Below are 24,920 nucleotides of genomic sequence, written 5' to 3' on the forward strand. Positions count from 1 at the left end.
CGTTGATAGCGTCGCCGAATGACGTCATCCGAGAATCCTTCCGATTTCGGTGGGGGGCGCGTCCCGGCCACCGTGCTGGTCACCGGCGCCGCCTCCGGTATCGGACTGGCCTGTGCCCGTCGCCTCACCGCCGAGGGCCACCGGGTGGCGCTCGTGGACCGGGACGGCGACGGACTCGCTGCCGCGTCGCGGGCCTGCGGTACGCGGGGCGTGAGCGTCCACCAGGCCGACCTGACCGATCCGGCCCGGGTGACGGCGGTCGTCGCCGAGGCGCTCGCCGCCCACGGCGACCTCTCCGGTGTGGTCAACGCCGCCGGTGCGGTCCGCGCCGGCTCGGTGGTGGACACCACCGACGAGGACTGGCGGTGGAACCTGGACACCAACGTGTCGACCGCCTTCCACGTCTGCCGCGCGGTGCTGCCGCACCTGGTGGCGCGCGGCGGCGGCGCCGTGGTCACCGTCGCCTCGCTGACCGCGCTGCGCCCCATCCCGCAGCGCGCCGGCTACGCCGCCGCGAAGGGGGCGGTCATCGCGTTCACCCGGCAGCTCGCGCTGGAGTACGGCCCGTACGGCGTCACCGCCAACACCGTCTGCCCGGGAGCGATCCGTACCCCGCTGCTCGCCGCCCGGCTCGACCGGGAGCCGGCCGTGGAGGCCGAGTTGACCGCCCGGGTGCCGTTGCGCCGGGTCGGCGAGCCGGCGGAGCTGGCCGGTCTGGTGCACCTGCTGGTCACCGGCGGCTGCGACTACCTCACCGGTCAGACGCTGACGGTCGACGGCGGGCTGAGCCTCGTCTGAGCCGTTCACGGCCCCGCCCAGGCGCGGCGCAGCAGCTCGGTCAGCGTCGCCTCGTCGACCGGCCCGGGCAGCCACGGCATCCCGGAGCTGCGCATCGCGGCGGGGACCGCGGCGCGGACCTGCTCCCACGAGAAGCCGGCGGCGCACAGGGTCCGGGGGACTCCGGCGAGGTCGGCGAGGTCGGTCAGCCGCGCGGCGACGGCGTCCGCGCGGGGCGAGGTGCCGAGGGGACCGGCCACCGCCCGCCAGTCGACCCGGTCCCCCCAGTACGCGACGACGTGTGGCGCGAGCAGCACGTTGACCGCGTCGTGGGTGCGGCCGGCGTGGGCGCCGAGCGGGGATGCGGCGGCGTGGGCCAGTCCGAGTCCGGTGGCGGCGAACGCCTCGGTCACCAGCCCGGCGCCGACCACTCCGGCCAGGTCGTCGTTCGGCGCGTCCCGGCACAGCGCGGACAGGCCGGCGGCGGCGAGTGCCCGCCCCCACTCCTGGGTGCGCCGGCTCAGCAGCACCTCGACGGCGTGCACGATGGAGTCGGCGCGGTGCAGGTGGCGTACCCGTTGCGGTCGGCGGGAGAGCGCGGCGGCGTCGAGGAGCACCCCGGCGTCACCGAGGGCCGGGTCCGGTCGGCTCACCCGGCTGCCGTCCCGGCCGTAGAGGCTGGTGAAGGGGGCGAAGGCTCGCCAGGGCTCACCGCCGACCGGTGCCAGCAGCAGCTCCGGCCCGGCGGTGCCGAGTCGCCACGCCTGCTTGGCGACGTCCAGGGTCGAGCCGTCGCCGACCGCCACCAGCCGTTCGGGGCGGTTCCGGTCGAGTCGGACGGCGAGCGCCTCGGCGTCGGCGAGCCGGGGCGGGTATGCGACCCGGACCACGTCGCCGGGGGTGCCCGCCGTCGCGGCGACGTCCCCGCCGGCCGGATCGAGCAGGGCGAGGTCGCCGGGGCCGAGGGCGAGCGTGCCGGTGTGGATCACGCCTCGGAACGCGACCCGGTGTTCCCCGGTCGACGGGGTGGGGTGCGGGCCGGCGTGGGGGACCTCCACGCCGGCCCGCGGGTCGACGCCGCTCACAGCTCGCGCAATCCCGGATCCGACGTGGTCAGCGGCGTGCAGCCGGTCTCGGTGACCAGCACCGCGTCCTCGATCCGGGTGCCGCCCACACCGGGTACGTAGACCCCCGGCTCGATCATCACGACCATGCCGGCTTCGAGCACGGTGTCGTCGTGCGGCGAGAGCAGCGGCGGCTCGTGCTGGTCCAGGCCGATGCCGTGGCCCAGCGAGTGCTTGAAATAGCCGTCCAGGCCGTATCCGGCCAGCACCTCCCGGGCCACCGCGTCGACGGCGCTGGCCCGGACCCCGGCCCGGACGGTCGCCATCGCCCTGCCGTGTGCCTCCCGGACGGCCGAGTGCAGCCGGTGGAACGCGGCCGGTGCCGGTCCGAGGTGGAAGGTGCGGGTGATGTCGGCCCGGTACCCGCGCACCACCGGCGAGAGGTCCACCACCACGGGTTCGCCGGCCCGCATCACCCGGTCGGAGGCGGCACCGTGCGGCAGGGTCGAGCGCTCTCCCGAGGAGACCAGGATCGGGGCGGCGCTGCGCTCGGCGCCGAGGTGGCGCTGGGCGTACTCGATCTCACCGGCGATCTCGTTCTCCGCGCGGCCGGGCCGCAGCCACTCCGGTAGCCGGGCGACGAGCGTCTCGGCGAGTTCCGCCGCGTCGCGGAGGGCGCGCAACTCGTCGGTGTCCTTGACCGCGCGCAGCCGCTCGACGAGCCCCGCGCAGTCGACCGTCGCGCCCGGCTCGGGGAGGGAGAGGTACTGCTCGGCGGTGAGGTTGCGGGGGTCGATACCGATCCGGCCCTGGTCGGCGCGCAACCGGTCGAGCATCGTGGCCCAGAGCCGGGGTGGGGCGCAGCCGCCGTCGACCGTGATGCCCTCGGCCTGCTGCGCCGCCTGGGCCGCGTAGCGGAAGTCGACCACCAGCACCGGCTCGGGGCCGAGCAGCAGCACTCCGGCGGTGCCGGTGAAGCCGGTGAGGTACCGCACGTGGGTGATCTTCGAGACCAGCAGGGTGTCGACACCGCGTGCGGCCATCTCCCGCAGCGCGGCGCGGCGGCGGTTCACGTGTTCCAAGAGGGTCCTCCCGCGGTGTATCCGCCGTCGACGACGAGCGTCGCGCCGGTGATGGTCGCCGCCCGGGACGAGCAGACGAAGGCGATGGTCTCGGCGATCTCCTCCGGTTCGGAGAGTCGCCCGATCGGCTGGAGGGCGGCGTGCGCCCGTTCGGCGGCGGCCGGGTCGGCGGCTCGGGCGTACCCCTGGCGGACCAGGTCGGTGCGGGTGGCGCCGGGGCAGACCGGGACGACCCGGATGCCGTCGGCGGCGCACTCCACGGCGAGGGTGCGGGCCAGTCCGAGCACCCCGGCCTTGGCCGCCGCGTACGCGCTCCGGCCGGGAAGCCCGACCAGCGCGGTGGTGGAGGAGACCGGCACGATCACCCCGCCGCCCCGGCGGCGCAGTCGGGGTACGGCGGCCCGGCACCACCAGAAGGTTCCGGTGAGGTTGGTCGCCAGGGTGTCGGCCCAGATCTCGTCGGTGGTCTGGTCGATCGGGTCGATCCGACCGATGCCGGCGCAGGTGACCAGGGTGTCGAAGCCGCCGAAGCGGTCCTCGACGGCCGCCGCCGCCCGCTCGGTGGCGGCCGGGTCGCGGACGTCGGCGTCGAGGGTGAGCACCGGATGGTCGGCGTCCCGCAACTCGGCGGCGAGTGCCTCCAGGGCCGGACCGGAGCGGTCGACCAGGGCGAGGTGGTGGCCGTCGCGGGCCAGCCGGCGGGCGACGGCGGCACCGATGCCGCCGGCCGCACCGGTGATCACGGTGACGGTGGGTTCCGTCCGGTCTCGTGTGCTCATCGGCGGCGTTCCCTCCCTGAGTGCAGGCCCGAGACCGCCGAGGTGCCGGCCGTCGCCATCACGACGGCGACCAGGGCGAACGTCGCGCCGATCAGGATCGTGGAGAGCGCGGCGAGCGTGGGGTCCTGATAGCGCTGCAGGTACTGGTACATCGACACGGGCAGGGTGAGCTGGTCGGGGGAGACCACGAAGACCGTGGCGTCCACCTCGTCGAAGCTGATCATGAAACAGAGCACGTACGCGGCGAGCAGCGATCGGCGTAGCTGGGGCAGGGTCGCCGAGACGAAGGCCCGCACCGGCCCGGCGCCCAGGTCCCGGGCCGCCTGCTCGTAGACCAGGGGAATCCGCACCAGGGCCCCGCCGACGATGTTGACGGTGAAGGGGAGCAGGAGCACCAGGTGCAGGCCGACCAACGCGCCGTCGCTGCCGTAGAAGCCGGCCTGCAGGAAGAGGATGAACGCGCCGAGCCCGATCGCGACCTTCGGCACGATCAGGGGAGCGAGCAGCAGCGACTCGACCAGACCCCGGCCGGGGTAACGGAACCGGGTCAGCGAGACCGCGGCGGCGGTGCCGGCGGCCACCGCCGCCAGGGCGGCGACGGCGGCGATGCCGAGGCTGCGCAGCGCGGCCCGCCCGAAGCCGTCCTGCTCGGCGAGGCGTTCGTACCAGCGCAACGACCAGCCCGGCGGCGGCCAGGCACCGTAGCCGGAGTCGTTGAAGGAGTTGACCACGACGAAGACCAGCGGGGTGACCAGGAAGGCCAGCCCGAGCAGGAGCGCGGTGAGGGTGAAGGCCCGGTTGCGGTTCATCCCCGCCTCCGTCCGGTCAGTCGGGCGGCGAGGCTGACGACACCGACCAGCGCGAGGGCGATGAACAGCAGCGCGTACGACTGCACGGCCGCCATCGGCCAGTCGACCGCACCGACGTTGGTGTAGACCAGCCCACTGAGCACCTGCACCCGGCCGCCACCGAGCAGGGCCGGGGTGGCGAACGCGCTGATGGTCAACGCGAAGCAGAGCTGGAGGCTGAGCACCACCCCGTACCGGGTCAGCGGGAAGGTGACCCGCCAGAAGACCTGGTACCGGTTGGCGCCGAGATCGTGGGCGGCCGCGATGGCCGAGGCCGGCACCTGGGCGACGACGCCGAGCAGTGGGAAGACGGCGAAGGGCAGCAGGACGTGGACCATGGCGATCACCACTGCGGGGAAGCCGTACATCATCCGCAGCGGTGCCTCGATCAGCCCGATGTCGACCAGGAAGCGGTTGACCACCCCGCCGTCGCCGAGCAGCACGTTCCAGCCGTACGCCCGCACCACCACGCTGGTCAGCAGCGGCGAGAAGATGAGGAAGACGGCGACGGCACGCAGTGCCGCGCTGCGCATCCGGTGCAGTGCCAACGCCATCGGATAGGCGAGCGCCACCGCCAGCACCGCGCAGACCACGCCGAGGGTGACCGTGTCACCCAGGACCCGCCAGGTGTACGGGTCGTCGGCGAACCGGCGGACGTTGTCCAGGGTGACCCCGGTGCCGATGCGCCCGGCGGAGTACGGACGCAGGCCGAGTTCGGCGAGCTGGGCAAGGCTGCCCAGGAAGATGACGGTGAGCGGGACGAGAGCGGGCAGGACCAGGAGGTAGCGGGGTGCGGCGCGGCGCATCCGCTGCCTCCTGGCCGGTGCGGCGGCCCGGTCCGGCGCGGTCGGGGTGGTCTGGACCATGCCGGTCAGATGTTCGCCTTGATGTCGGCGTCCCAGCGGGACCGCCAGGCGGTCATGTTCTCGGCGACCAGACCCCAGTCGACGGAGATCAGCTTCTCGACGTTCGCCGGCTGGAATCCGGGCAGTCCGGCGAGTTCGGCCGGAAGGGTGACGGTGCCGTTGGCGGGTGTCTGCACCGCCGTCTCCGCCCACATCTGGCACCAGCGGGGGGAGAGCATCTCGTTGAGGATGTCGAGACAGATCTCCTGCTGGTTGTCGCTGTTGCCGGCCACGGTCTGCAGATAGACCGGGACCGCGATGGCGCCTTCCTCCGGCACCACGTAGTCGACCGGCGCGCCGTCGGCCTTGAACTGGAGTCCGGTGCCGTTCCAGCAGCTCGTGATGTCGGCGGTGCCGTTACTGAGCACCTGCTGCCACTCCGGATTGGCGGTGACCAGGGTGCGGATGTTGCGGGCCTTCTCCTTCCACAGCGCCCAACCGGGTTCCATGTTCTCCACCGACCCGCCGTTGAGCCGCGCGGCCATCATCACCACCTGCCACCAGTAGTCGAAGAGGGTGACCTTGCCGCGGTGCCGGTCGTCCCAGAGGTCGGCCCAACTCGTCGGGGCGGTGGTGATCGCCGTGGTGTTGTAGACGATGCCGATCTGGTCGGCACCGATGCCGATGCCGTTGGAGTTGGGACGGCGGAACGTGTCGCTGACGTCGGCGGCGTTGCTGAGGCTCGGGTAGTCGAGGGTGTTCCAGACGCCGTCGAGGTCGCCCTGGGCGGAGATCTGCGAGTTGAAGAAGCCCATGTTGACCAGCGGGCTGTCCGGCGTGGCCTGTCGCGCGGCGAGAATCTTCGGGTAGCCGACGGCGTTGCTGTCCTCGTAGATCTTGATCTCGACGTTCCGGTGCCGGCTCATGTAGTCCTCGGCGAACGCCTTCGGCATGTCGGCGAGCCGGTTGCCGAGGAAGGCGAAGATCGTGACGGTCTCCTTGCCCGGCGTGCCGCCGCCGTCCGACCGCTGGTCGGCGGGGTCGAGTTCGCGTCCGCACGCGCCCAGCGCCGGCACGGTGGCGGCCGCTGCCGCCGCGGCGAGGAAACTTCTCCGGCTGATCCGACCTTGTCTCATCGCGGAACTCCTTCCGCGGGCGGCCGTCACGGGTCGCCCGTCGCTCGCTGTGTCGGGGGTGGGAGGGGTGGCACGTTCGGCGCAGGCCGGGGCCGATCGTCGGCGGCGGGACGGTGCGGTGGGTCAGGCGCTCAGGACGACGGCGTCCTCCGGACGCCAGCGGACGGTGACCAGGTCACCCACCGGCAGGCGGTCGGCGTTCGCCGGGCGGACCGCGCGGAGCGCGAATCCGTCCACGGTCTCCAGGTCGTAGCGGATCTGTGGGCCGAGATAGGTGGCGCCGGTGATGCGGGCGGCGAGTCCCGGTGGGGTGTCGGTGCCGGCCGGTGTGTCCGGGTCGTCGGCGGTGGTTCCGGCCGTCGTGGTGTCCGGCCGGATCCGGACGTCCTCCGGGCGGACCGACAGGGCCACGCCGGTGCCCTCGGCGGCCACCCGCACCGCGCTCTCGCCGATCCGGGCACTGCCCTGCTCGACCGGGATCTCCAGGACGTTGGCGTCGCCGATGAAGCGGGCGACGAAACGGTCGGCCGGACGACGGTAGAGATCCTCCGCGCCACCGACCTGGCACAGTTCCCCGTCCCGCATCACCCCGATGCGGTCCGAGAGTGTCATCGCCTCGGTCTGGTCGTGGGTGACGAAGAGGAAGGTGGTGCCCGAGTTGCGCTGCACCTCGCGGAGCACCTGCTGCATCTGGTGCCGCAGGTTGAGGTCGAGCGCGGCCAGCGGTTCGTCGAGCAGCAGGACGGCGGGCCGATTGATCAACGCCCGTGCGATCGCCACCCGTTGCTGTTGGCCGCCGGAGAGCTGCTCCGGGTAGCGGCGCTGGTATCCGGAGAGTTCGACCAGTTCGAGGACCCGGTCGACGTCGGCGGCGCGTCGTTCGCGGGGCACCCGCCGCAGTTTCGGCCCGAAGGCGATGTTCTGCGCGACGTCGAGGTGGGGGAAGAGGCCGAGGTGTTGGAAGACCATGTTGGTCGGTCGGCGGTTGGCCGGCCGCCGTCCCATGTCCTCGCCCTTGATCCTGACCGTGCCGGTGGTCTGGGTCTCCAGGCCGGCGACGATGCGCAACGTGGTGCTCTTGCCGCAGCCGCTCGGTCCGAGCAGTGAGAAGAACTCCCCCTCACGGAGTTCGAGGTTGACGCCCCGGACGGCCGAGGCGTGACCACCGGGATAACTCTTGGAGATGTCGATGAGCTCGGCGACGGGAATCGCGTCGGATGTCATCGCACCTCCACGGCGTAACGTTTTGCCTTGGCGCTCACTATCAGCAGCGCCGACAACCGCCGTCAAGGGTGAGGCTGCAATTTCTTCCTGGTAGAGCGAGGTTTCCTCGACCAGGAGAGGGCGTCAAACGTATTGCCGTCGGGCGCATCCGGCCGAAGCGGACAGCGACTCGACCCCGCCCAGGCGGATGATCCGGATCGCCACGAGCGCAGGCTTCGCCGCCGACGGTGACCCGCCGGTCACTCCGGGGTGGTGACCGGGATGGTGCCGGTGTACGGGGACGCGGCCACCACGTTGAACGAGCGGATCCGGTAGTGATAGGTGACGCCTCGGGCCAGCCCGGTGTTGGTGAAACCGCGCCCGGTGACGGTGAAGGTCGCCAGCTCGCGGGTGAACGCGGCGTCCAGGGCGCGTTCCACGGTGAAGCCGGCGCCCGCGCCGGTGGGGGTGCTCGCCGCCCAGCCGAGCACGACGGTCGCGGTGTCCGGGCCGGGCGTGCTGGTGGCGACGCTGACCGCGGTGGGTACGCCGGGCACCGGCGGGGTGATCACGGTGGCCACCGTGGACCAGGGCGAGGCGACTCCCAGATAGGTGGTGCGTACCCGGTAGTAGTAGGTGGTGTCGGGGGCCAGCGCGGTGTCCAGGTGGTGGTCGCCGACGCCGATGGCGGTGGTGCCGGGGCCGCTGGTGAAGGTCGGGTTGGTGGCCCGCTGGACGTCGATGCCGGTGGCGAAGGAGCGGTTGGCCCAGCGCAGCGCCGCTCGCAGCGGGGCGGCCGGTGGGATGGTGGCGGTCAGGCCGGTGGGGGCGGCGAGCTGCACCGCCGCCGGAACGCTGTTCGACCAGGCGGAGCAGCTCACCGTGTTCTCCGCGCGCAGGCGGTAGTGGTAGGTCACGCCGGGGGTGATGGTGGCGTCGGTGTAGCGGGTCGCGGTGCCGGCCACGGTGATCTCGGTGAGGCCACCGGAGAAGGCGCAGTCGGTGGCCCGGTGCAGCAGGTGGCTGGTGGCGGCGGGCAGACTGCCGTTGCCGGTCCAGGTCAGGTTGATCGCCGGCAGGGCGGTGGCCGAGCCGGGGGCCGGGCTGGCGTTCAGGCCGGTGGGGGAGCGGGGCGCGACGCGCACCACCAGCGGGCGGCTCATGCCCTGGTCGCGCAGGCCCGCCGAGGCGCTGCCCCAGCGGTACTCCCAGCCGAGGTTGACCAGGCGGTTGACCACCGAGGCGGGACGTCCGTCGAGCGGGCTGACCTCGGTGGAACCGGTGGGTACGCCGGCCGGTCGGGTCGGGTCGAGCAGCCGGATGCTGTCGCCGAGCTTGAACGGCAGCGGTGGGGCCTCGGGGCGGAGCGCGATCAGCACGTCCTCGCCCGGGTCGACCCGGACGACCTGCTTCCAGCCGAGTTCACCGGGGTGCGGCGGCCGGATCCGACCGTCGCGGCCGACCCGGCTGATCACCTGCACGTCCAGCCCGTCGAATCGGACCGGGTGGGTGTGCCGTCCGGTGCCGCGTACCCGCCAGAGCTGGGTGCCGTCACCGGGTGCGCCGACCGGCACGGCCGGGTCGCTGACGTGCAGGTTCTCGGTGGCCGGGTCGGCGGGCCCGAGTGGCAGGGTGGGTTCGTCGAGCGGGCCGGCGTGTGGGTGGCCGACGCCGAGGCGGCCGGTGGCACGACCGTGCTCGGGGTCGAAGACCTGCCGGACGGCCTTGACCGCCAGCGGCAGCGTCACCGGTGTGGTGCCGCCGGTCGGCGTGAACGTGACGGCGGCGGCGTGCACCGGGATCCGGGTCGGCGTGGAGACCGTGCCGAAGCAGGCGTCGTAGGCGGGTTGCGGCACGATCGGCGGGCGCTGGCTGGCCGCGTACGCGCCGGGCAACCGCTCGCGCAGCCGGTCCAGGTCGTACGGGGACGCGGGCGTGCCGGAGACCCGGAACTGCATCAGGGTGCGAGTGTTCGGGCCGTACCCGGGGAGGGTCGGTGGGGCGCCGCCCTCGCCGGTGCGGTCCGGGCCTCCGGTGTGGTGGTCGTGCCGGTGGTCGAGGGCGGGCAGTGGGGCCGGGGCGTCGTTGTAGAGGATCAGGGTGCTGCCCGGCGCGACGGCGGCGAAGTCCACCAGCACGTCGGCGCGTTCGCCGGGTGCCAGCAGCAGGGCGTGGCCGTCGACGTTGAGCACGGTCGCCTCGCGCCGGTCGTACCGGAAACCGATCGGGCGGTTCGGGATCACCACCGGCTCGGGCAGCAGGCCGCACTCGTTGCCGATCCGGATCAGGTCCGGTCCGGCGGCGGCCGGGTCCGGTACGCCACCGGGGCGGCCGTCCGCCGGCCAGCCCGTCGGCCGGTCGGGTGACCGGACCGCGTCGACCATCGGCACCTCGCCGGCGTCGGCGTCGGCCAGCCGGCCCTCCGGTGTCCACATCGGGGCGTCCGAGGCGGCCCGGTAGAGCTGGAGGTTGAGCCACCGGTCGGTGCAGGCGTTCAGGATCCGCCACCGGTAGACCTTCGGCTCCACCGCCAGGTACGGGTACGCGGTGCCGTTGACCAGCACGGTGTCCCCGTACGCGGCGGGCACGGCGCTCGGGTGCGGCACCCCCGGCGCCTCCGGCGGCTCGTCCGGGTCGGTGACCGGGTCGTGGTGCGGGTTGGGCACGGTGGCGGCGGTGACCTCCGGTCCGGCCGACACGGCGGTACGCGCCCACGGCCCGTAGTCCCAGCGGCCGGTGGGGTTGACGCCCTCCGGGCGGTGCGGGTCCTGCCGGGGTTGATAGACGTGCGGGTGCCAGAGGCTGCCGCGCGCGCCCCAGCGGCTGCGGTCCCAGGTGGGGTCCTGGGCGGCGAGCTGCGCGTCGTCCGGCACGAAGGTCTTGTCCTCGAAGACCAGCGGGAGCTGCTCGCAGGGCAGCACCCCGTCGTCGACCAGCCGCTCCTGCGCCTCGTCGGTGAGCAGACAGAGCGCCACCTGTCCGGAGTAGACGGTCAGTCGGGACATTCCGGCGGTGTTGTCGTGGAACCAGAGCAGGCGACCGCTCTGCTCGTTCGGGAAGTAGAGCGTGGTGGCGCCCTGTCCCGGGTGCGGCATGTCGGGGACGTTCGTCAGTCCGACACCGGTCGGGTACGGGGTGATCTCCCCGGCCGGGGTGATCCACTGCCACGGGTTGCCGGCGCTGGCCCAACCGGTCGGCGCGCCGCCGAGGTGCAGCACCGCCCGGTTCTGCGGGTACGGTGCCGGTCCGCCGAGCGGCCCGGTCCCGGCCCCCGGCACGGTCGGGTCGACCGGCAGGAAGATGTCCCCGGCCGGCCCGGCGGGAAGCTGGTTGATGAACTTGATCCGCACGGGTCGGCCGCGTCGGGCCAGCACCACCGGCCCGAGGTGCCAGGGCTGTCGGGGCGGTGCGACCGTGTTGTGCCCGTCGACGTCGGTGCCGAGGTTCAGTTGCCGGTAGCCGCGCAACCGGGTGGCCGGCAGATCGGTGTGCAGGCGCTGGGCGTACTCGGCGAGACCGATCTCGTAGTAGTCGCAGCCGGGGTAGCTGATGGTGTCCGGCACCGCGACCGGCAGGTGCGCGCCGAGCGGCGTACGCCCCAGCGGGCCGAGGCCGGGCAGCGGGTCGACGAACTTGCGGATGCCGGTGCCACCGACCACCGCGCCGTCGGCGTCCACCACCGGCAGCGGACTGTACGCGTGGTTCGGCACCGCGCCGAACATCCGGGGCACCGCCGCCGGGTCCAGGCTGGCCGGTACCGACGGGCGTCCGCCCGGCGCGCGCCGGGTCGGTGCGGGCGGTGCCGTCCGGCCCGGCACGGTGGGAGACTTCTCCGCCGGGGCCGGCGGCGCGCTCTGCGCCTGGTAGGGCGGTGCACTCTGCGGGGTCGGTGAGGTCGGGGTGGAACCGGGGTCCGTCTGCTCCGGGCCGGTGCGGGCTTCGGGGACGGCCCCCGGGCTCGACTCGCCGTTGCGGGTGGCGCGATCCCGCCAGGTCGACCGGAATCTGCGGAACACGGCCATGGCTCTCCCCGGGGTCGGGGCGCGGCGGCCCCCACCGCGATGTGGCGGGCCCGGCGCGCGACTTTGACGTTCCGTGAGCGCTCAATCGCAGCATGCGACCATCCGGGGTCGGTTAGGAAGTACCCAATCGTCCCTATCTGGTGGCCACCCGGCGTGTCGGCTGCGCCACTCCGACCCGGCCCGCCACCTGCGCAGACACCCGTGGAACTTGCATCCGGACCGGCGGAACTTCCACGCCTGCCCGCGTCAGGTGACGGGCTGGCAGACGGGACACCAGTAGGTGACCCGTTCGCCCAGCTCCTCCTTACGGATCGCGGTGCCGCAGCGGCGGCAGGGCTGTGCCCGGCGTCCGTAGACGTAGCTGGTCTGGCCCCGCCGCAACGATCCGGTGCTGCTCTGTGTCCACCGCCCCCGGTTCGCGGCCAACAGCTCCTGCGCCAGCCGGACCAGGCCGTCGAGGTCGGGCACCTGTCGGACCGGCGTACGCGGATGCACGCCGCGCAGGAACAGCACCTCGCACTTGTAGAGGTTGCCGACCCCGGCCAGGTTGCGCTGGTCGAGCAGGGCGACTCCGACGGCGGTGTCCGGATGGGCGGCGAGCCGGCGTACCGCCTCGGCCGGATCCCAGTCCGCGCCGAGCAGGTCGGGGCCGAGATGCCCGACCAGGTGGTCCTCCTCGGCGGTGGGCACCAGCGCCACGTCGTGCAGGTGGTAGCCGACGGCCGTCGCGGCGGAGGCCCGCAACACCACCCGGATCAGGTGCGCCGGGCGGGCCGTCCAGCGTTCCCCCGGCGCGTACGTCCGCCAGGTGCCGTCCATCCGCAGGTGCGAGTGCAGCGTCCAGTGCTCCTGGGTGTGGCCGGCGCGAGTGACCCCGGTCGGGGCGGCGCTGGTGGGGGCGGTCAGGCGGAGCAGCAGGTGTTTGCCCCGGCTGGCGCATTCGCGGACCGCGAAGTCGGTCAGGTCGGTGGTGGCCAGTCGCGGCACCCGGAAGTCGCTGCCGGTCAGCCGGGTGCCGGCCAGGGCGCGGTCCAGGACGCGGGCGGTGTTCCACACGGTGTCACCTTCGGGCACCCCACCATCCTCCCTCACCCGAGCCGAATTCGCGTGTATCGCTATTTGTATGTCACTTCGGTTCGATCTTCCTATATGAGCATTATCGGGGAGATCTGAGGAGGAAAACGAATGAATCGCATTCGTCTATCGCGACCGGCGATCGCGCCGGCCGCTGTCCTGGCCGCTGTCCTGGTCGTCACCCTGGCGCCCCCCGCGCCCGCCTCGGCCGCCCGCGCCGACCGGTGGAACGCCGCCCTGTCCACCGTCGACGCCGACGACGTCAACGTCCGGCACACCCGGTCCGGGCTGCGGCTGGCCGACCCCCGTCCGCCCGGCGTACCGATCCGCCGCAGCGCCGTCGCCGAAGGGATGCTGGTGGCTGCGCCGCGTACCCTGAGCAGCCCGGCCACCCGGTTCCGGGCCGAGGTGACCGCCACCGCCCGGGCCGGTGCCACGGCGAGCGTCCAGGTGCGCGGCTGGCACGACACCGGCTGGACCGAATGGCGCGACGCCGTACCGGCGGCGGTGTTCGACCGGCCGATCGGGCGGGTGCAGACCCGGGTGGTGCTCACCGGTGGCCCGGCCGGCGCCACCGCCGAGGTCCGCGCCGTCCGGTTCACCGCCGACACCGGCGGGGTGGCCGTCGCCGCCGCCACGCCCGGCCGCGTCTACCGGGTCTACACCACCCGGATCGGCCTGGTCGGCGAGGTGACCGCCAACGGGCACACGGTCGCGCCCCGCGACCATTTCGTGGCGCTGCCGTCGCGGCGGAGCCTCTCCCCGCGCAACAGCGGCGACTACACCGTCCGGGTCTGCACCACCAGCGGCAGCCGCTGCACGTACGCGCCGGTCTGGGACGTCGGACCGTGGAACACCCGGGACGACTACTGGAACCCCAGCGCGGTGCGGGAGAACTGGAAGGACCTGCCGCAGGGACGCCCGCAGGCACAGGCCGCCTACCAGAACGGCTACCACGGCGGGCGGGACCAGTTCGGGCGTACGGTGCTGAACCCGGCCGGAATCGACCTCGCCGACGGCACCTTCTGGGACGGGCTGCAACTGACCACCAACACCTGGGTCGACGTCGCCTACCTCTGGACCGGCACCGGCAGCCGGGCGGTGATCGGTGACGGGCCGCTGAACATCCGCGCCGGAGCCGGCACCGGCTACGCCAGCCGGGGACTGGCCGCCCGCTACTCCCACGTGCCCGTCGAGTGTTACGTGACCGGGCAGACGGTGACCGGGCCGTACCGCACCACCAACCGGTGGAACCGACTCGCCAGCGGGCAGTTCGTCAGCCACGCGTACGTCTCGGCGGTCTGGGGCCCCACGGTGCCGCGCTGCTGAATCCCGCGCGCGGAGCCGGGCCGGTGTCCTCCCACGCCGGCCCGGCCTGGGCTCAGGGCAGCTCGTCCGGACGGGGGCCCCGGACCGCGTCCTGGTAGCGGGGGTGGCAGGCACCGTAGACGGCGAAGTTCAGCCGGGCGTGCGACAGGCTCAGGTCGCCGTTGGGGCCGCCACGGACCACGTCCGCGTCGGCGTCGGCCTGACCGTCGTCGGTCCAGAAGCAGACCGGACAGGTGCCGCCGCCGGTCCGGTACGCGCAGCAGGGGCAGGCGGCGGGAACCCAGCGATCGTTCACCCGAACAGCTTTCCACAGTAGACGTCACGGGCGTGTGGCGCGGGGCACCTCGTCGGTGGGGGCCGCCCACACCCGCAGCAGCCTACCCGGTACCACCCCGAGCAGGTCCACAGCGCGTCCCCCGTTGACCGAGAGCGCCACCAGGCCGGCCGAGTCGGCATGTGCCACCAGCCCGCCGACGGGCGCGTCGCCGAACGTCCGTCCGTGCACCGCCTCCCGCACCGGCTCGGCGTCGTGCGGGCGTACCCGTAACCGGGCCGGCAGTGGGGCGAGCAGGTCGGCCGACGCCGCCACCTGCACGTTGCCGAAGTTGTCCACGGTCAACACCTCGGCGACGAAGCCGTCCGGCGTCGACTCGACCACCGGCTCCGGCAGGCGTACCAGCGTCTCCGGACCGACCGCCGGACCGGCCTGCGCCATCGGCGCACCCGTGGCCAGCCGGGCCGCCACCGGCGCGAACACGTCCCGGCCGTGGAACGTGGCGGAGACCCGGGCGCCCCACCACGTCGGATCGGTGAGCTCCACTGCGGCGCGCACCCCACCCAACGCGTCGGCCGCGTCGCACAGCAGGCCGTTGTCCGGCCCCACCAGCAGGCCCCCGGGCGTGGCCAGCGCGACACCCCGCCGGGCCGTACCCACCCCCGGGTCGACGACGGCCAGGTGTACGCCGCCGCCAGGCAGGTACGGCACCGTCTGGGCGAGCACCGTCGCGCCCCGCCGGACGTCGCCCGGTGGCACCAGGTGCGTCACGTCGATCACCCGCACCGTCGGGGCGAGCCGGGCGATCACCCCGTGGCAGGCCGCCACGAATCCGTCGGTCAGGCCGTAGTCGGTGGTGAACGAGACGACCCGATCCACGCTGCTGGTCACGGCACCGCATCGTACGGTCCGGTGTCGGTGCCGGATAGGTGACAGGCCGCCTGACCGACCGGCCACTGCACACCGCGCTGTCCGCCCGGCAGACTGCTCTGAGTGAGCCACCGGATCCTGCCAGCCCTCGTCCTCGTCGCGGTCACCGCCGCCCTCACCGCCTGCGGTGGTGGGGAGAAGGAACAGCCGTCCGCCGCCGACCCGACGAGCGCGCCGCCCCCGGCCAGCGCGCCGGCCACCGCAGCCACCCCACCGGTCCCGTCGGACGCCCCGTCGGGCGCGCCGTCCACCGCCGAGCCGACCGTCACCGGCAGCACCGAGCGCCGCCCGCCCAGCCCGCCCCCGGTGGAACTGCCGCCCCGCAAGGCCGGCGAGCCCAGCGCGCGGGAGGTCGTCGCCGCGTTCCGGGCCGCCGGGCTGAAGGCCGGCAAGTCCAAGGACCGCTCGGTGGACTGCGGGCCGGACGGGCTCGGCCTGGGCTGCTCGGAGATCGTGGTCACCGACGGCGTGGCCGTCTACGTCTTCCCCGACGAGGTCAGTGCCACCGACATGGCCGACGTGTGGGCCGGCGCCTCGTTCCGCTCCGGCACCGTCGTGCTCAACTACCTGGAGGCCAAGACGCCCCGCGCCGACCGCCCCGCCTACGAGAAGGCGCTGACCGCGCTCGACTGAGCCAGGCGCTCAGGCGCGTAGCCGCAGGCCGCGCGGGGTGGTGCGGAAACCGGCGGCGGTGAGGGCGTCCCGCAGCGGCGACGAGCGGACGGCCTCACCGTCGGCGCGTTCCACCGACATCGGGCCGAGCGCTCCGGAGTGGACCGCGTCGGCCAGCGCCTTGCCGGCAGCGGTCAGCGCGTCGGAGTCGTCGGTGAAGCTGAGGATCGTCCGGCCGCCGCGCTCGACGTAGAGCACCAGATCGCCGGCGACCACCACGACCAGGGCACCGGCCTTGCGCCCGGCCCGGTGCCCGGTGGGCGCGGGGGTCGCCGCGTCACCCGAGTCGACCACCCGCTCCGGCCAGGGCAGTGCCGCGCCGTACGGGTTGGCCGGGTCGGTCGCGGCCAGGACCACCGCCGGAGCACCCCGAGTCGCCCGACCGTCGTCGAGCGGCTCGGCCAGGGCCCGGATCCGGTCCACCGCGCCGGGTACCGCGAACTGTGCCGCGCCCAGACCGTCGACGAAGTATCCACGCCGGGCCGCCCCGCGCTCCTCCATCGCCGCCAGCACCGGATACACCGCGGCGAACCCGCCCGGCACCTGCTCGGCGACGACCGCGCCCCGGGTCACCACGCCGTGCCGCTCCAGCAGCACGTCGGCCAGTGCGGCGGCCCGGCGGGTCGGATCGGTGTCCCGCTCCGGCAGCCGGGACCAGCGGCCCGCCACCGTCGGCGGGCCACCCCGGGCCGGCAGGGCCACCCGTCCCGGCCGTCGGTAGCGGCCCCGAGCGGCGGTCGGCCGGGACCGGTGCGCGCCACCGCCGCCGAGCAGCGCCCGCAGCGGTGCGAGCGTGTCGTTGGTGAGATGACCGGACCAGACCAGCTCCCAGATCACCGCCGTCAGCTCGGCGTCGTCGGTGGACCGGACCCGGTCGGCCAGCGGGCGGAAGAACATCGCCTGTCCGTCACCGAGCGCGTCCAGCACCGCGTCGTGCAGGGGCGTACGCGCCAGCGTGTCGTCCGTCGGCGGCAACAGCAGCGCGGCGGCGTCCGCGTACGCCAGGCCGACCCAGCCGTCGCCGCCGGAGATCGCACCCGCGCCGGCCCACAGCACCTCGCCGCTGGCACACAGCTCGTCGAGGTGGGCGGGGGAGTAGTCGGCCACCCGGGCCGGCAGCACCAGCCGTTCCAGGGCCGAGGCGGGCACCGAGACGCCCTGCAACTGCTCCAGGGCGGCAGCCACCGCCTCGACCCCGCGCGCCGACGAGCCGACCTGCTGCCAGCGGGGCAGGAAGGTGGCCAGCGCCCGGGGCGGCACCGGCTCGATCTCGCGACGCAGCGCGGCGAGGGAGCGGCGACGCAACAGGCGCAGCACCTCGGCGTCGCACCACTGGGTGCCGACCGACTCCGGGGTGAACTCGCCGGAGACCACCCGACCGGTGGCCCCCAGTCGGCGCAAGGTCTGCTCCACCACGAAGACGCCCAGCCCGAACCGGGCCGCGCAGGTGCTCGCCGCGAACGGCGCGTGCGTGCGGGCGTACCGGGCGACCAGGTCACCGAGCGGATCGGCGACCGGTTCGAGGTACGCCTCGGCGACGCCCACCGGCAGGGCCACGCCCAACGCGTCCCGCAGCCGGCCGGCGTCCTCCACGCCGACCCAGCGGTCCTGCCCGGCGACGCGGACCCGCAGCACCCGCCGGGCGGCGGCCAGCTCGGTCAGCCAGTCCACCGGCACCCCGCGTGCCGCCAGCTCGTCGTCGCTCAGGTCGCCGACCTGGCGCAGCAGCTCCACCACGTCCTCGGCGTCGCGGGGACGGCGCTGCGGGGTGAGCCACCTGAGCTGTCGCTCGGTCTCGGCGAGCACCTCCGCGTCGAGCAGCTCGCGCAGGTCGACCCGACCGAGCAGCTCGCCGAGCAGGGCCGAGTCCAGCGCCAGCGCCGCCGCCCGGCGCTCCGCCAGCGGCGAGTCGCCCTCGTAGAGGAACGCGCCCACGTACCCGAAGAGCAGCGAGCGGGCGAACGGCGACGGACGCGGGGTCTCCACCTCGACCAGCCGCACCCGGCGACCGGCCAGGTCCCGCATCACCTGGGTCAGCGCGGGCAGGTCGAAGACGTCCTGGAGACATTCGCGGGCGGCCTCCAGGGTGACCGGGAAGTCGGCGTACTCGCGGGCGACGTCGAGCAGTTGGGCGGCACGTTGCCGCTGCTGCCAGAGCGGCTGGCGGCGACGCGGGTCGCGGCGGGGCAGCAGCAGCGACCGCGCGGCGCACTCGCGGAACCGGGCCGCGAACAGCGCCGAGGTGCCGACCGACTCCTCCACGAGCTGGACGATCTCCTCGGGGTCGAAGGCCACCACGTCGGCACCGGGCGGCGTGTCGGCGGTGTCCGGCAGGCGCACCACGATGCCGTCGTCGGCGGGCAGCACCTGGGCGTCCACGCCGTACCGTTCGGCGAGTCGACGGCCGACGGCCAGTGCCCAGGGCGCGTTGACCCGGGCGCCGAGCACACTGTGTACCGCCAGTCGCCAGTCGCCCAACTCGTCGCGGAACCGCTCGACCACCACCGTCCGGTCGTCGGGCAGGGCGCGGGTGGCGGCCTGCTGCTCGCGCAGGTACGCCATCAGGTTGCCGGCGGCCCAGTCGTCCAGGCCGGTGGCGCGCAACGCGGCGGTCGCCTCGTCGTCACCCTGGCGCAGCAGGCCGCGCACCCGGGCACCGATCGCCCGGCCCAACTCGACCGGGCGGCCCGGCTGGTCGCCCTTCCAGAACGGCATCTTCGCCGCCTGGCCGGGCGCGGGGGAGACCAGCACCCGGTCCGGTGTGATCTCCTCGATCCGCCAGGACGACGAGCCCAGCAGGAAGACGTCGCCCACCCGGGACTCGTAGACCATCTCCTCGTCCAGCTCGCCGACCCGGGCGGCGCGTTCGGCGCCGGCCAGGAAGACGCCGAACAGACCCCGGTCGGGGATGGTGCCGCCGCTGGTCACCGCGAGCCGTTGGGCGCCCGGCCGACCGGTCAGCAGGTCGGTGGTGCGGTCCCAGACCAGGCGGGGACGCAGCTCGGCGAAGGCGGTCGACGGGTAGCGGCCGGAGAGCATGTCGAGCACGGCGTGCAGCGCGGAGTCGGGCAGCTCGGCGAAGGGCGCCGCCCGGCGGACCACCGTCGCCAGGTCGGCCACCGGCCACTCGTCGAGCGCGACCATCGCGACGATCTGTTGGGCGAGCACGTCGAGCGGGTTGCGCGGATGGTGCAGCTCCTCGATCGCGGCGTCGCCCATCCGCTCGGCGACCACCGCGCAGGAGAGCAGGTCGCCCCGGTGCTTGGGCAGCACCACCCCACGGGACACCGCGCCGACCTGGTGCCCGGCCCGCCCGACGCGTTGCAGGCCGGCGGCCACGCTCGGCGGCGCCTCGATCTGCACGACCAGGTCGACCGCGCCCATGTCGATGCCGAGTTCGAGGCTGGAGGTGGCGACCACGGCCGGGAGCTGACCGGCCTTGAGCGCCTCCTCGATGTGCCGGCGCTCCTCGCGGGAGACGCTGCCGTGGTGCGCGCGGGCGATCACCGGCGGCGCGCCGGCCACGGCCCCGGCCCCGGCCTGGGCCATCATCTCCGCCGGTGTCCGGCCGGCACGCTCGGCCGGCGGGGTCACCCCGTCGGTGGTCGGCGCGGTGGTCTGCTCGTGGGCGAGTTCGTTGAGGCGGGCGCAGAGCCGCTCGGCGCTGCGCCGGGAGTTGGTGAAGACGATGGTCGAGCGGTGGGCTCGGATCAACGAGTGGACGCGTTCCTCGACGGCGGGCCAGATCGACGCCGACCTGGGGCGGCCGAGGTCGTCCTCCGGCTGCTCCTGCTCGTCGAGGCGGGTCATGTCCTCCACCGGGACCTGGACGCTGACCTCGATCGTCTTGGCGCTGGCCGGGGCCACCACGTCGACCGGGCGGGCGCCGCCGAGGAACCGGGCGCACTCGTCGAGCGGCCGGACGGTGGCGGAGAGCCCGATCCGCTGCGCCGGAGCGGGCAGCAACTCGTCGAGACGCTCCAGGGAGAGCGCGAGGTGGGCGCCGCGTTTGGTGCCGGCGACCGCGTGCACCTCGTCGACGATCACCGTCTCGACGCCCCGCAGCGCGTCCCGCGCGGCGGAGGTGAGCAGCAGGAACAGCGACTCCGGGGTGGTGATCAGGATGTCCGGCGGAGTCCGTGCGAAGGCCCGCCGCTCGTCCGCCGGGGTGTCGCCGGTCCGCATGCCGACGGTGATCTCCGGCGGGGGGAGCGCGAGCCGGGTGGCGGCCTGCCGGATGCCCGCCAGAGGTGCGCGCAGGTTCCGCTCGACGTCGACCGCGAGCGCCTTGAGCGGGCTGACGTAGAGCACCCGGCACCGGTGTCGGGGGTCGTCGGGGGCCGGCTCGCGGGCCAACCGGTCGAGCGACCAGAGGAAGGCGGCGAGAGTTTTGCCGGAACCGGTCGGCGCCACCACCAGGGCGTGCCGCCCGGCCGCGACCGCCGTCCAGGCGCCGGCCTGCGCTGCCGTGGGCGCGGCGAAGGCCGCCCCGAACCACTCCCGGGTCGCCGGACCGAAGCGGGAGAGCACCCCCGTCGACCCGCCGCTGGAATCCGCCACGACCCCATACTGCCCCTGGGGACCGACATCCTTCGTGTTCGTCGGTGGAGAGGTATGTCTGTTTAAGGCGTTGCAGGCGTCATGACCGTAGAATCCGTTAAGTCTTACTTAACTTCTTGCTTGCATCCGGCAACATAAAGTAACTTCACTCGCGGTGTAACGCACGGCGAGGAGGTCGGATGGACGTCGAGGAGCGGAGTCCAGGGTCCGGCACCGACGTCCTGATTCGCAAGGTCGACAGTCATGTCGCCACTCTCCGCACCGGCCTGCACGGGCCCGATCTTGAGCTGGCCGAGCGTCTCGCTGGCTGCCTGCGGGAGTTGATCGCGTCGACGGCCCAGGCCAGTGCCGCGGACCGGGCGCGGGTGCGGGTCGCCGTGCACTATTTCGTGCTCCGTCGGGAGAGTCGAGGGCGGCTACTCTCCGTGCGCTCGCTCGCCGCAGCCCAGCGACTGGTCAACAAGGCGGCACGGCAACTCGGCCGACCGGACCTGGCCGTCGAGACCCGCGCCGGGTAGGACGGAACTCCTCGCGCCGGTGGCGCGGCCCCGCCGCGCCCGAGCGTCACCGATCTCTCCCGGTCGCCACGCGGTCGCCCACGCGGTCGCCCACGCGGTCGCCCACGCGGTCGACTGCGGCCGGTCACTCTTCGTGGCTTCCCCGGGTCGGCTCCGAGTGCTCTCGCTCGCCTTTGCTCTGCTTCAACCCACGCAATGCCCTCTGAACTGCGCTGCTCTGGCGACCGGCGCCGATGGCGACCTCGATGATCGACACGAAGGGTGACTGTTGCGTGGGTTGAAGCAGAGCAAAGGGCACCACGAGGGGTGGGTCAGCTTCGCGCCCGCCGCCTGGCACCCTCGACGCGCCAGACAAAGGTGAATATGGGCTTTTTTCGGTAAAACCGTCTATCGCGCCCCGGAGATGTCGTCTGATCGCAGGTAGGCGCCATGCACGCGAAACGGGCGCCGCTGCCACCTCGACCGGGAGCGCGCGTGCTCGTACTGCTGATCCTGCACCTCGTGGCGGCGCTGGCGGCACCGCTGCTGGTCCGTCGGTGGGGTGCGCGCGCCTGCTATCCGCTGGCGCTCGCGCCGGCCGCCGCGTTCGGCTGGGCGGTGGTCCGCACCCCCGACGTGACCGACGGCGGTGCGGTGGTCGAGACGTACCCGTGGATCCCGAAGCTCGGGCTCGACCTGGCCTTCCGGACGACCACGCTGTCCTGGGTGATGACCCTGCTGATCGGCGGCGTCGGCGCGTTGGTGCTGGTCTACAGCGCACGGTACTTCCCGCCCCCGGCCGTCGGGACGGCCCAGTTCGCCGGGGTACTGGTCGGCTTCGCCGGAGCCATGCTCGGCCTGGTCTTCGCCGACGACCTGCTGCTGCTCTACGTCTGCTGGGAACTGACCACGGTCTTCTCGTACCTGCTCATCGGGCACAGCGCCGAGCGGCGTTCGGCCCGCTGGGCCGCCGCCCAGGCGCTGACCGTGACCACGTTCGGCGGCCTGGCCATGCTGGTCGGGTTCATCATGCTGGGCCACCACGCCGGCACCTACCGCCTGTCGGAACTGTCGCAACACCCGCTTCCCGGCGGGGCGTACCTGGTCGTCGCCGTGGTGCTGATCCTGCTCGGGGCGCTGTCCAAGTCGGCCCTGCTGCCGTTCACCTCGTGGCTGCCGGTGGCGATGGCGGCACCGACGCCGGTCAGCGCGTACCTGCACGCGGCGGCGATGGTGAAGGCCGGCGTCTACCTGCTCGGTCTGCTCGCCCCGTTGCTGGCGCAGGCGAGCCCGTGGCGACCGGTGGTACTTGTCGCCGGGCTGGCCACCATGGTGCTGGGCGGCTGGTCCGCGTTGCGGCAGAACGACCTGAAACTGCTGCTGGCGTACGGCACGCTCAGCCAGCTCGGCCTGGTGGCGGTGGCGATCGGGGTGGGCACCCCGGACGCCGCGCTGGCCGGCGTGGCGATGTTGGTGGCACACGCCCTGTTCAAGGCGGCGCTGTTCCTCGTCGTCGGCATCATCGACCACGGCGCACACACCCGTGACCTGCGCAAGCTGTCCGGCCTGGGGCGGCGCACCCCGGTCCTGGCGGTGGTGGCCGGGCTCGCCGCCGCCTCCATGGCCGGGGTGCCGCCACTGTTCGGTTTCGCCGCGAAGGAGGCGATCTTCGCCGCCTTCACCGATCGGCCGGCGGCGCTGGCCGTGCTGGTGGTCGGCACCGTGCTCACGGTCGCCTACAGCATCCGGTTCCTCTGGGGCGCGTTCGGCACCCGTCCCGGCCTGGCGCCGACCGAACTGGAGCGGATCCCGGCGGCGATGCTCTGGCCACCGGCCGTGCTCGCCGGGGCGGGACTCGTCGCCGGGCCGGCGGCGGGCGCGCTCGACCACCTGTTCCGCCCGTACGCGCAACTCCTCGGACCGGTCCACGGGCACCTCACCCTCTGGCCCGGCTTCCACCTCGCGCTCGGTCTCTCCGCGCTGACCCTCGCCGGCGGCGCGGTGCTGTTCCTGCTCCGCGGTCCGTTGACCCCGGTGCTGGCCCGACTGCGGTCCCCGGCCACCGGACAGCAGGGCTACGAGTGGCTCATCCACCGCTTCGACCGGACCGCGGTGGACGTCACCAGCGTCACCCAACGGGGTTCACTGCCGCAGTACCTCGGTCTCATCCTGATCGTGCTCTCCGCCGTGCCCGGCGGGGTGCTGCTGGTGATCCGTCCGTGGGAACAATCCCTGATGCTGTGGGGCTCGCCCGCGCAGCCGGTGGTGCTGCTGGTGATCGCGATGGCGGCGCTGCTCGCCGTCGGGGCCAGCCGCCGGCTCACCGCGATGCTGCTGGTCGGGGTGACCGGCTACGGCACCGCGATGTTCTTCGTGCTGCACGGCGCACCTGACCTGGCGCTCACCCAGTTCCTGGTGGAGACCGTGACCATCGCGGTCTTCGTGCTGGTGCTGCGTCGCCTGCCGGAGCGGTTCTCGGTGCGTCCGCTGCGTCGCAGCCGCTGGATCCGCCGGTCGATCGGCGCACTGGTCGGCCTCACCGTGGCCGGGCTCGCACTGGCCGCGACGGCGGCCCGGCACACCCGCACCATCTCCGAGGACTTCCCCCGGCTCGCCGTCGAGCAGGGGTACGGCCGCAACGTGGTGAACGTGACGCTCGTCGACATCCGGGCCTGGGACACGTTCGGTGAGCTGGCGGTGCTGGTGGCCGCCGCGACCGGGGTGGCCAGTCTGGTCTTCCAGCAGTCCCGCACCGGCCCCCGGCCCCGACGGTTGGACGCCGACCGGGGCGAGAGCCTGGCCGGGCGGCCGGTGTGGCTGCGCGGCGGCGCCACGCTGATCGAACGCAACCGCTCGATCGTGCTGGAGGTGGTCACCCGGCTGATCTTCCACACCGCCGTGCTCTTCTCCTTCTACCTGCTGTTCTCCGGCCACAACGCGCCCGGTGGGGGATTCGCCGGTGGCCTGGTGGCCAGCCTGGCGCTGACCATGCGCTACCTCGCCGGCGGCCGGTACGAACTGGCCGAGGCCGCGCCGGTCTCCGCCGGCACCGTACTCGGCGCCGGGCTGGGCCTGGCGGTGTGCGGCGCGGTGGCCTCCCTGCTGGCCGGCGGTGCCGTGCTGGAGAGCGCGCGGATCGACCTCTGGCTGCCGGTGATCGGCGACTTCTACCTGATCACCTCGATCTTCTTCGACATCGGCGTCTATCTGGTGGTGATCGGGTTGGCGCTGGACGTGCTGCGCAGTCTCGGTGCCGAGGTGGACCGGCACATCGAGGCGGCCGGCGGACCCGAGGGCGGGCTCGCCGTGGAGCGCCGGGGCGGCACCCGATGAGCGCCGGGGCCAACCTTGTCTCGTTCGTGGCGATCGGGGTGCTCGTCGGCTGCGGGGTGACCCTGCTGCTGGAACGCAGCCTGAGTCGGATCCTGCTCGGCATCATCCTGATCGGCAACGGCGTCAACCTGCTGATCATCTTCGGTGGCCGGTCCGGGCGGGCACCGGTGGCCGGGGTCACCGAGCCGGATCGGATGAGCGACGCGCTGCCCCAGGCCATGGTGCTGACGGCCATCGTCATCACGTTCGGGTTCACCGCCTTCCTGCTCGCCATCAGCTACCGCAGCTGGTACCTGACCGGCGACGACGAGGTGCCCGACGACCTGGAGGACCAGCAGATCGTCCGCCGCGCGGCGCGCCGGGAGGTCTCCACCGCGGACCTCGGCGGGGAACCTCCGGAGAGCGACCCCGAGCAGGTCGACGCGCCCGCGCCGTGGCAGCGCCGCCGCGAGGGGGGCCCGGGATGAGCCGGTACGCGTCGCACGGGCGGCACCG

General features: G+C 73.6%; 18 protein-coding genes. 6 read left to right on the top strand and 12 right to left on the bottom strand.

The genetic code is table 11. The features are described from left to right. Nucleotides 1-18: 18 nt before the first annotated feature. Nucleotides 19-798 (top strand): SDR family NAD(P)-dependent oxidoreductase, encoded by a 780-nt coding sequence (locus ACFYTT_RS12740; protein ID WP_131054072.1) that lies wholly within the window; start codon nt 19-21, stop codon nt 796-798. Between the two features lie 5 nt (nt 799-803). Here ACFYTT_RS12740 and ACFYTT_RS12745 read toward each other — a convergent pair whose 3' ends face one another. The 9 genes from ACFYTT_RS12745 to ACFYTT_RS12785 all read right to left on the bottom strand — a co-directional run bounded on the left by ACFYTT_RS12745 (nt 804) and on the right by ACFYTT_RS12785 (nt 12,830). Next, nucleotides 804-1,862, bottom strand: a complete 1,059-nt coding sequence (locus ACFYTT_RS12745; RefSeq protein WP_387259005.1) for an iron-containing alcohol dehydrogenase — start codon at nt 1,860-1,862, stop codon at nt 804-806. Further along, the gene (locus ACFYTT_RS12750; RefSeq protein WP_236145815.1) at nt 1,859-2,914 is read right to left on the bottom strand and encodes a Xaa-Pro peptidase family protein; all 1,056 of its coding nucleotides are present in this window, start codon (nt 2,912-2,914) and stop codon (nt 1,859-1,861) included. Before ACFYTT_RS12750 ends, ACFYTT_RS12745 begins: the two co-directional genes overlap by 4 nt. Then, complete coding sequence (locus tag ACFYTT_RS12755) at nt 2,911-3,702, bottom strand: SDR family NAD(P)-dependent oxidoreductase (RefSeq protein ID WP_131054069.1); 792 nt, start codon at nt 3,700-3,702, stop codon at nt 2,911-2,913. Before ACFYTT_RS12755 ends, ACFYTT_RS12750 begins: the two co-directional genes overlap by 4 nt. Continuing rightward, entirely contained in the window at nt 3,699-4,511 is an 813-nt protein-coding gene (locus tag ACFYTT_RS12760; RefSeq protein WP_176093022.1) for an ABC transporter permease, read from the bottom strand. Before ACFYTT_RS12760 ends, ACFYTT_RS12755 begins: the two co-directional genes overlap by 4 nt. Continuing rightward, nucleotides 4,508-5,416 carry an ABC transporter permease gene (locus ACFYTT_RS12765; RefSeq protein ID WP_387259007.1) on the bottom strand — a complete coding sequence of 303 codons (909 nt, stop codon included), beginning with the start codon at nt 5,414-5,416 and terminating at the stop codon, nt 4,508-4,510. The genes ACFYTT_RS12760 and ACFYTT_RS12765 overlap by 4 nt, the downstream gene beginning before the upstream one ends. A 5-nt stretch (nt 5,417-5,421) precedes the next feature. After that, nucleotides 5,422-6,531: a PotD/PotF family extracellular solute-binding protein gene (locus ACFYTT_RS12770; protein WP_131056607.1), complete on the bottom strand. Its 1,110-nt coding sequence runs from the start codon at nt 6,529-6,531 to the stop codon at nt 5,422-5,424. Nucleotides 6,532-6,654: 123 nt separating this feature from the next. Then, on the bottom strand, nt 6,655-7,755 hold the full coding sequence (locus tag ACFYTT_RS12775; RefSeq protein WP_131056605.1) for an ABC transporter ATP-binding protein: 1,101 nt from the start codon (nt 7,753-7,755) through the stop codon (nt 6,655-6,657). Between the two features lie 239 nt (nt 7,756-7,994). Further along, nucleotides 7,995-11,756: a hypothetical protein gene (locus ACFYTT_RS12780; RefSeq protein WP_387259009.1), complete on the bottom strand. Its 3,762-nt coding sequence runs from the start codon at nt 11,754-11,756 to the stop codon at nt 7,995-7,997. A gap of 246 nt (nt 11,757-12,002) precedes the next feature. Then, nucleotides 12,003-12,830 carry a zinc finger domain-containing protein gene (locus ACFYTT_RS12785; protein ID WP_131056852.1) on the bottom strand — a complete coding sequence of 276 codons (828 nt, stop codon included), beginning with the start codon at nt 12,828-12,830 and terminating at the stop codon, nt 12,003-12,005. A gap of 111 nt (nt 12,831-12,941) precedes the next feature. On the opposite strand from ACFYTT_RS12785, the gene ACFYTT_RS12790 reads away from it, so the two are divergent. Next, nucleotides 12,942-14,159 (top strand): hypothetical protein, encoded by a 1,218-nt coding sequence (locus ACFYTT_RS12790; RefSeq protein ID WP_387259011.1) that lies wholly within the window; start codon nt 12,942-12,944, stop codon nt 14,157-14,159. Nucleotides 14,160-14,211: 52 nt separating this feature from the next. Here ACFYTT_RS12790 and ACFYTT_RS12795 read toward each other — a convergent pair whose 3' ends face one another. Further along, nucleotides 14,212-14,454 carry a CPCC family cysteine-rich protein gene (locus ACFYTT_RS12795; RefSeq protein ID WP_131056850.1) on the bottom strand — a complete coding sequence of 81 codons (243 nt, stop codon included), beginning with the start codon at nt 14,452-14,454 and terminating at the stop codon, nt 14,212-14,214. Nucleotides 14,455-14,478: 24 nt separating this feature from the next. Next, complete coding sequence (locus ACFYTT_RS12800; RefSeq protein WP_176095698.1) at nt 14,479-15,312, bottom strand: S-adenosyl-l-methionine hydroxide adenosyltransferase family protein; 834 nt, start codon at nt 15,310-15,312, stop codon at nt 14,479-14,481. Between the two features lie 114 nt (nt 15,313-15,426). On the opposite strand from ACFYTT_RS12800, the gene ACFYTT_RS12805 reads away from it, so the two are divergent. Then, nucleotides 15,427-15,996 carry a hypothetical protein gene (locus ACFYTT_RS12805; protein WP_176093027.1) on the top strand — a complete coding sequence of 190 codons (570 nt, stop codon included), beginning with the start codon at nt 15,427-15,429 and terminating at the stop codon, nt 15,994-15,996. Nucleotides 15,997-16,005: 9 nt separating this feature from the next. Here ACFYTT_RS12805 and ACFYTT_RS12810 read toward each other — a convergent pair whose 3' ends face one another. Beyond that, nucleotides 16,006-20,595 carry an ATP-dependent helicase gene (locus ACFYTT_RS12810; protein WP_387259013.1) on the bottom strand — a complete coding sequence of 1,530 codons (4,590 nt, stop codon included), beginning with the start codon at nt 20,593-20,595 and terminating at the stop codon, nt 16,006-16,008. A gap of 179 nt (nt 20,596-20,774) precedes the next feature. Between ACFYTT_RS12810 and ACFYTT_RS12815 the strand changes: the two genes are divergently transcribed. The 3 genes from ACFYTT_RS12815 to ACFYTT_RS12825 all read left to right on the top strand — a co-directional run bounded on the left by ACFYTT_RS12815 (nt 20,775) and on the right by ACFYTT_RS12825 (nt 24,892). Continuing rightward, on the top strand, nt 20,775-21,113 hold the full coding sequence (locus tag ACFYTT_RS12815) for a hypothetical protein (RefSeq protein ID WP_176093029.1): 339 nt from the start codon (nt 20,775-20,777) through the stop codon (nt 21,111-21,113). A gap of 474 nt (nt 21,114-21,587) precedes the next feature. After that, nucleotides 21,588-24,425 (top strand): Na+/H+ antiporter subunit A, encoded by a 2,838-nt coding sequence (locus tag ACFYTT_RS12820; RefSeq protein ID WP_387259015.1) that lies wholly within the window; start codon nt 21,588-21,590, stop codon nt 24,423-24,425. After that, nucleotides 24,422-24,892, top strand: coding sequence for a Na(+)/H(+) antiporter subunit C (locus ACFYTT_RS12825; protein ID WP_131053514.1), 471 nt, complete (start codon nt 24,422-24,424; stop codon nt 24,890-24,892). The genes ACFYTT_RS12820 and ACFYTT_RS12825 overlap by 4 nt, the downstream gene beginning before the upstream one ends. Nucleotides 24,893-24,920 lie beyond the last annotated feature (28 nt).

Origin of the sequence: Micromonospora sp. NPDC003816 (assembly GCF_042874705.1) — a bacterium.
In the GTDB taxonomy this organism is placed as follows: Bacteria; Actinomycetota; Actinomycetes; order Mycobacteriales; family Micromonosporaceae; genus Micromonospora.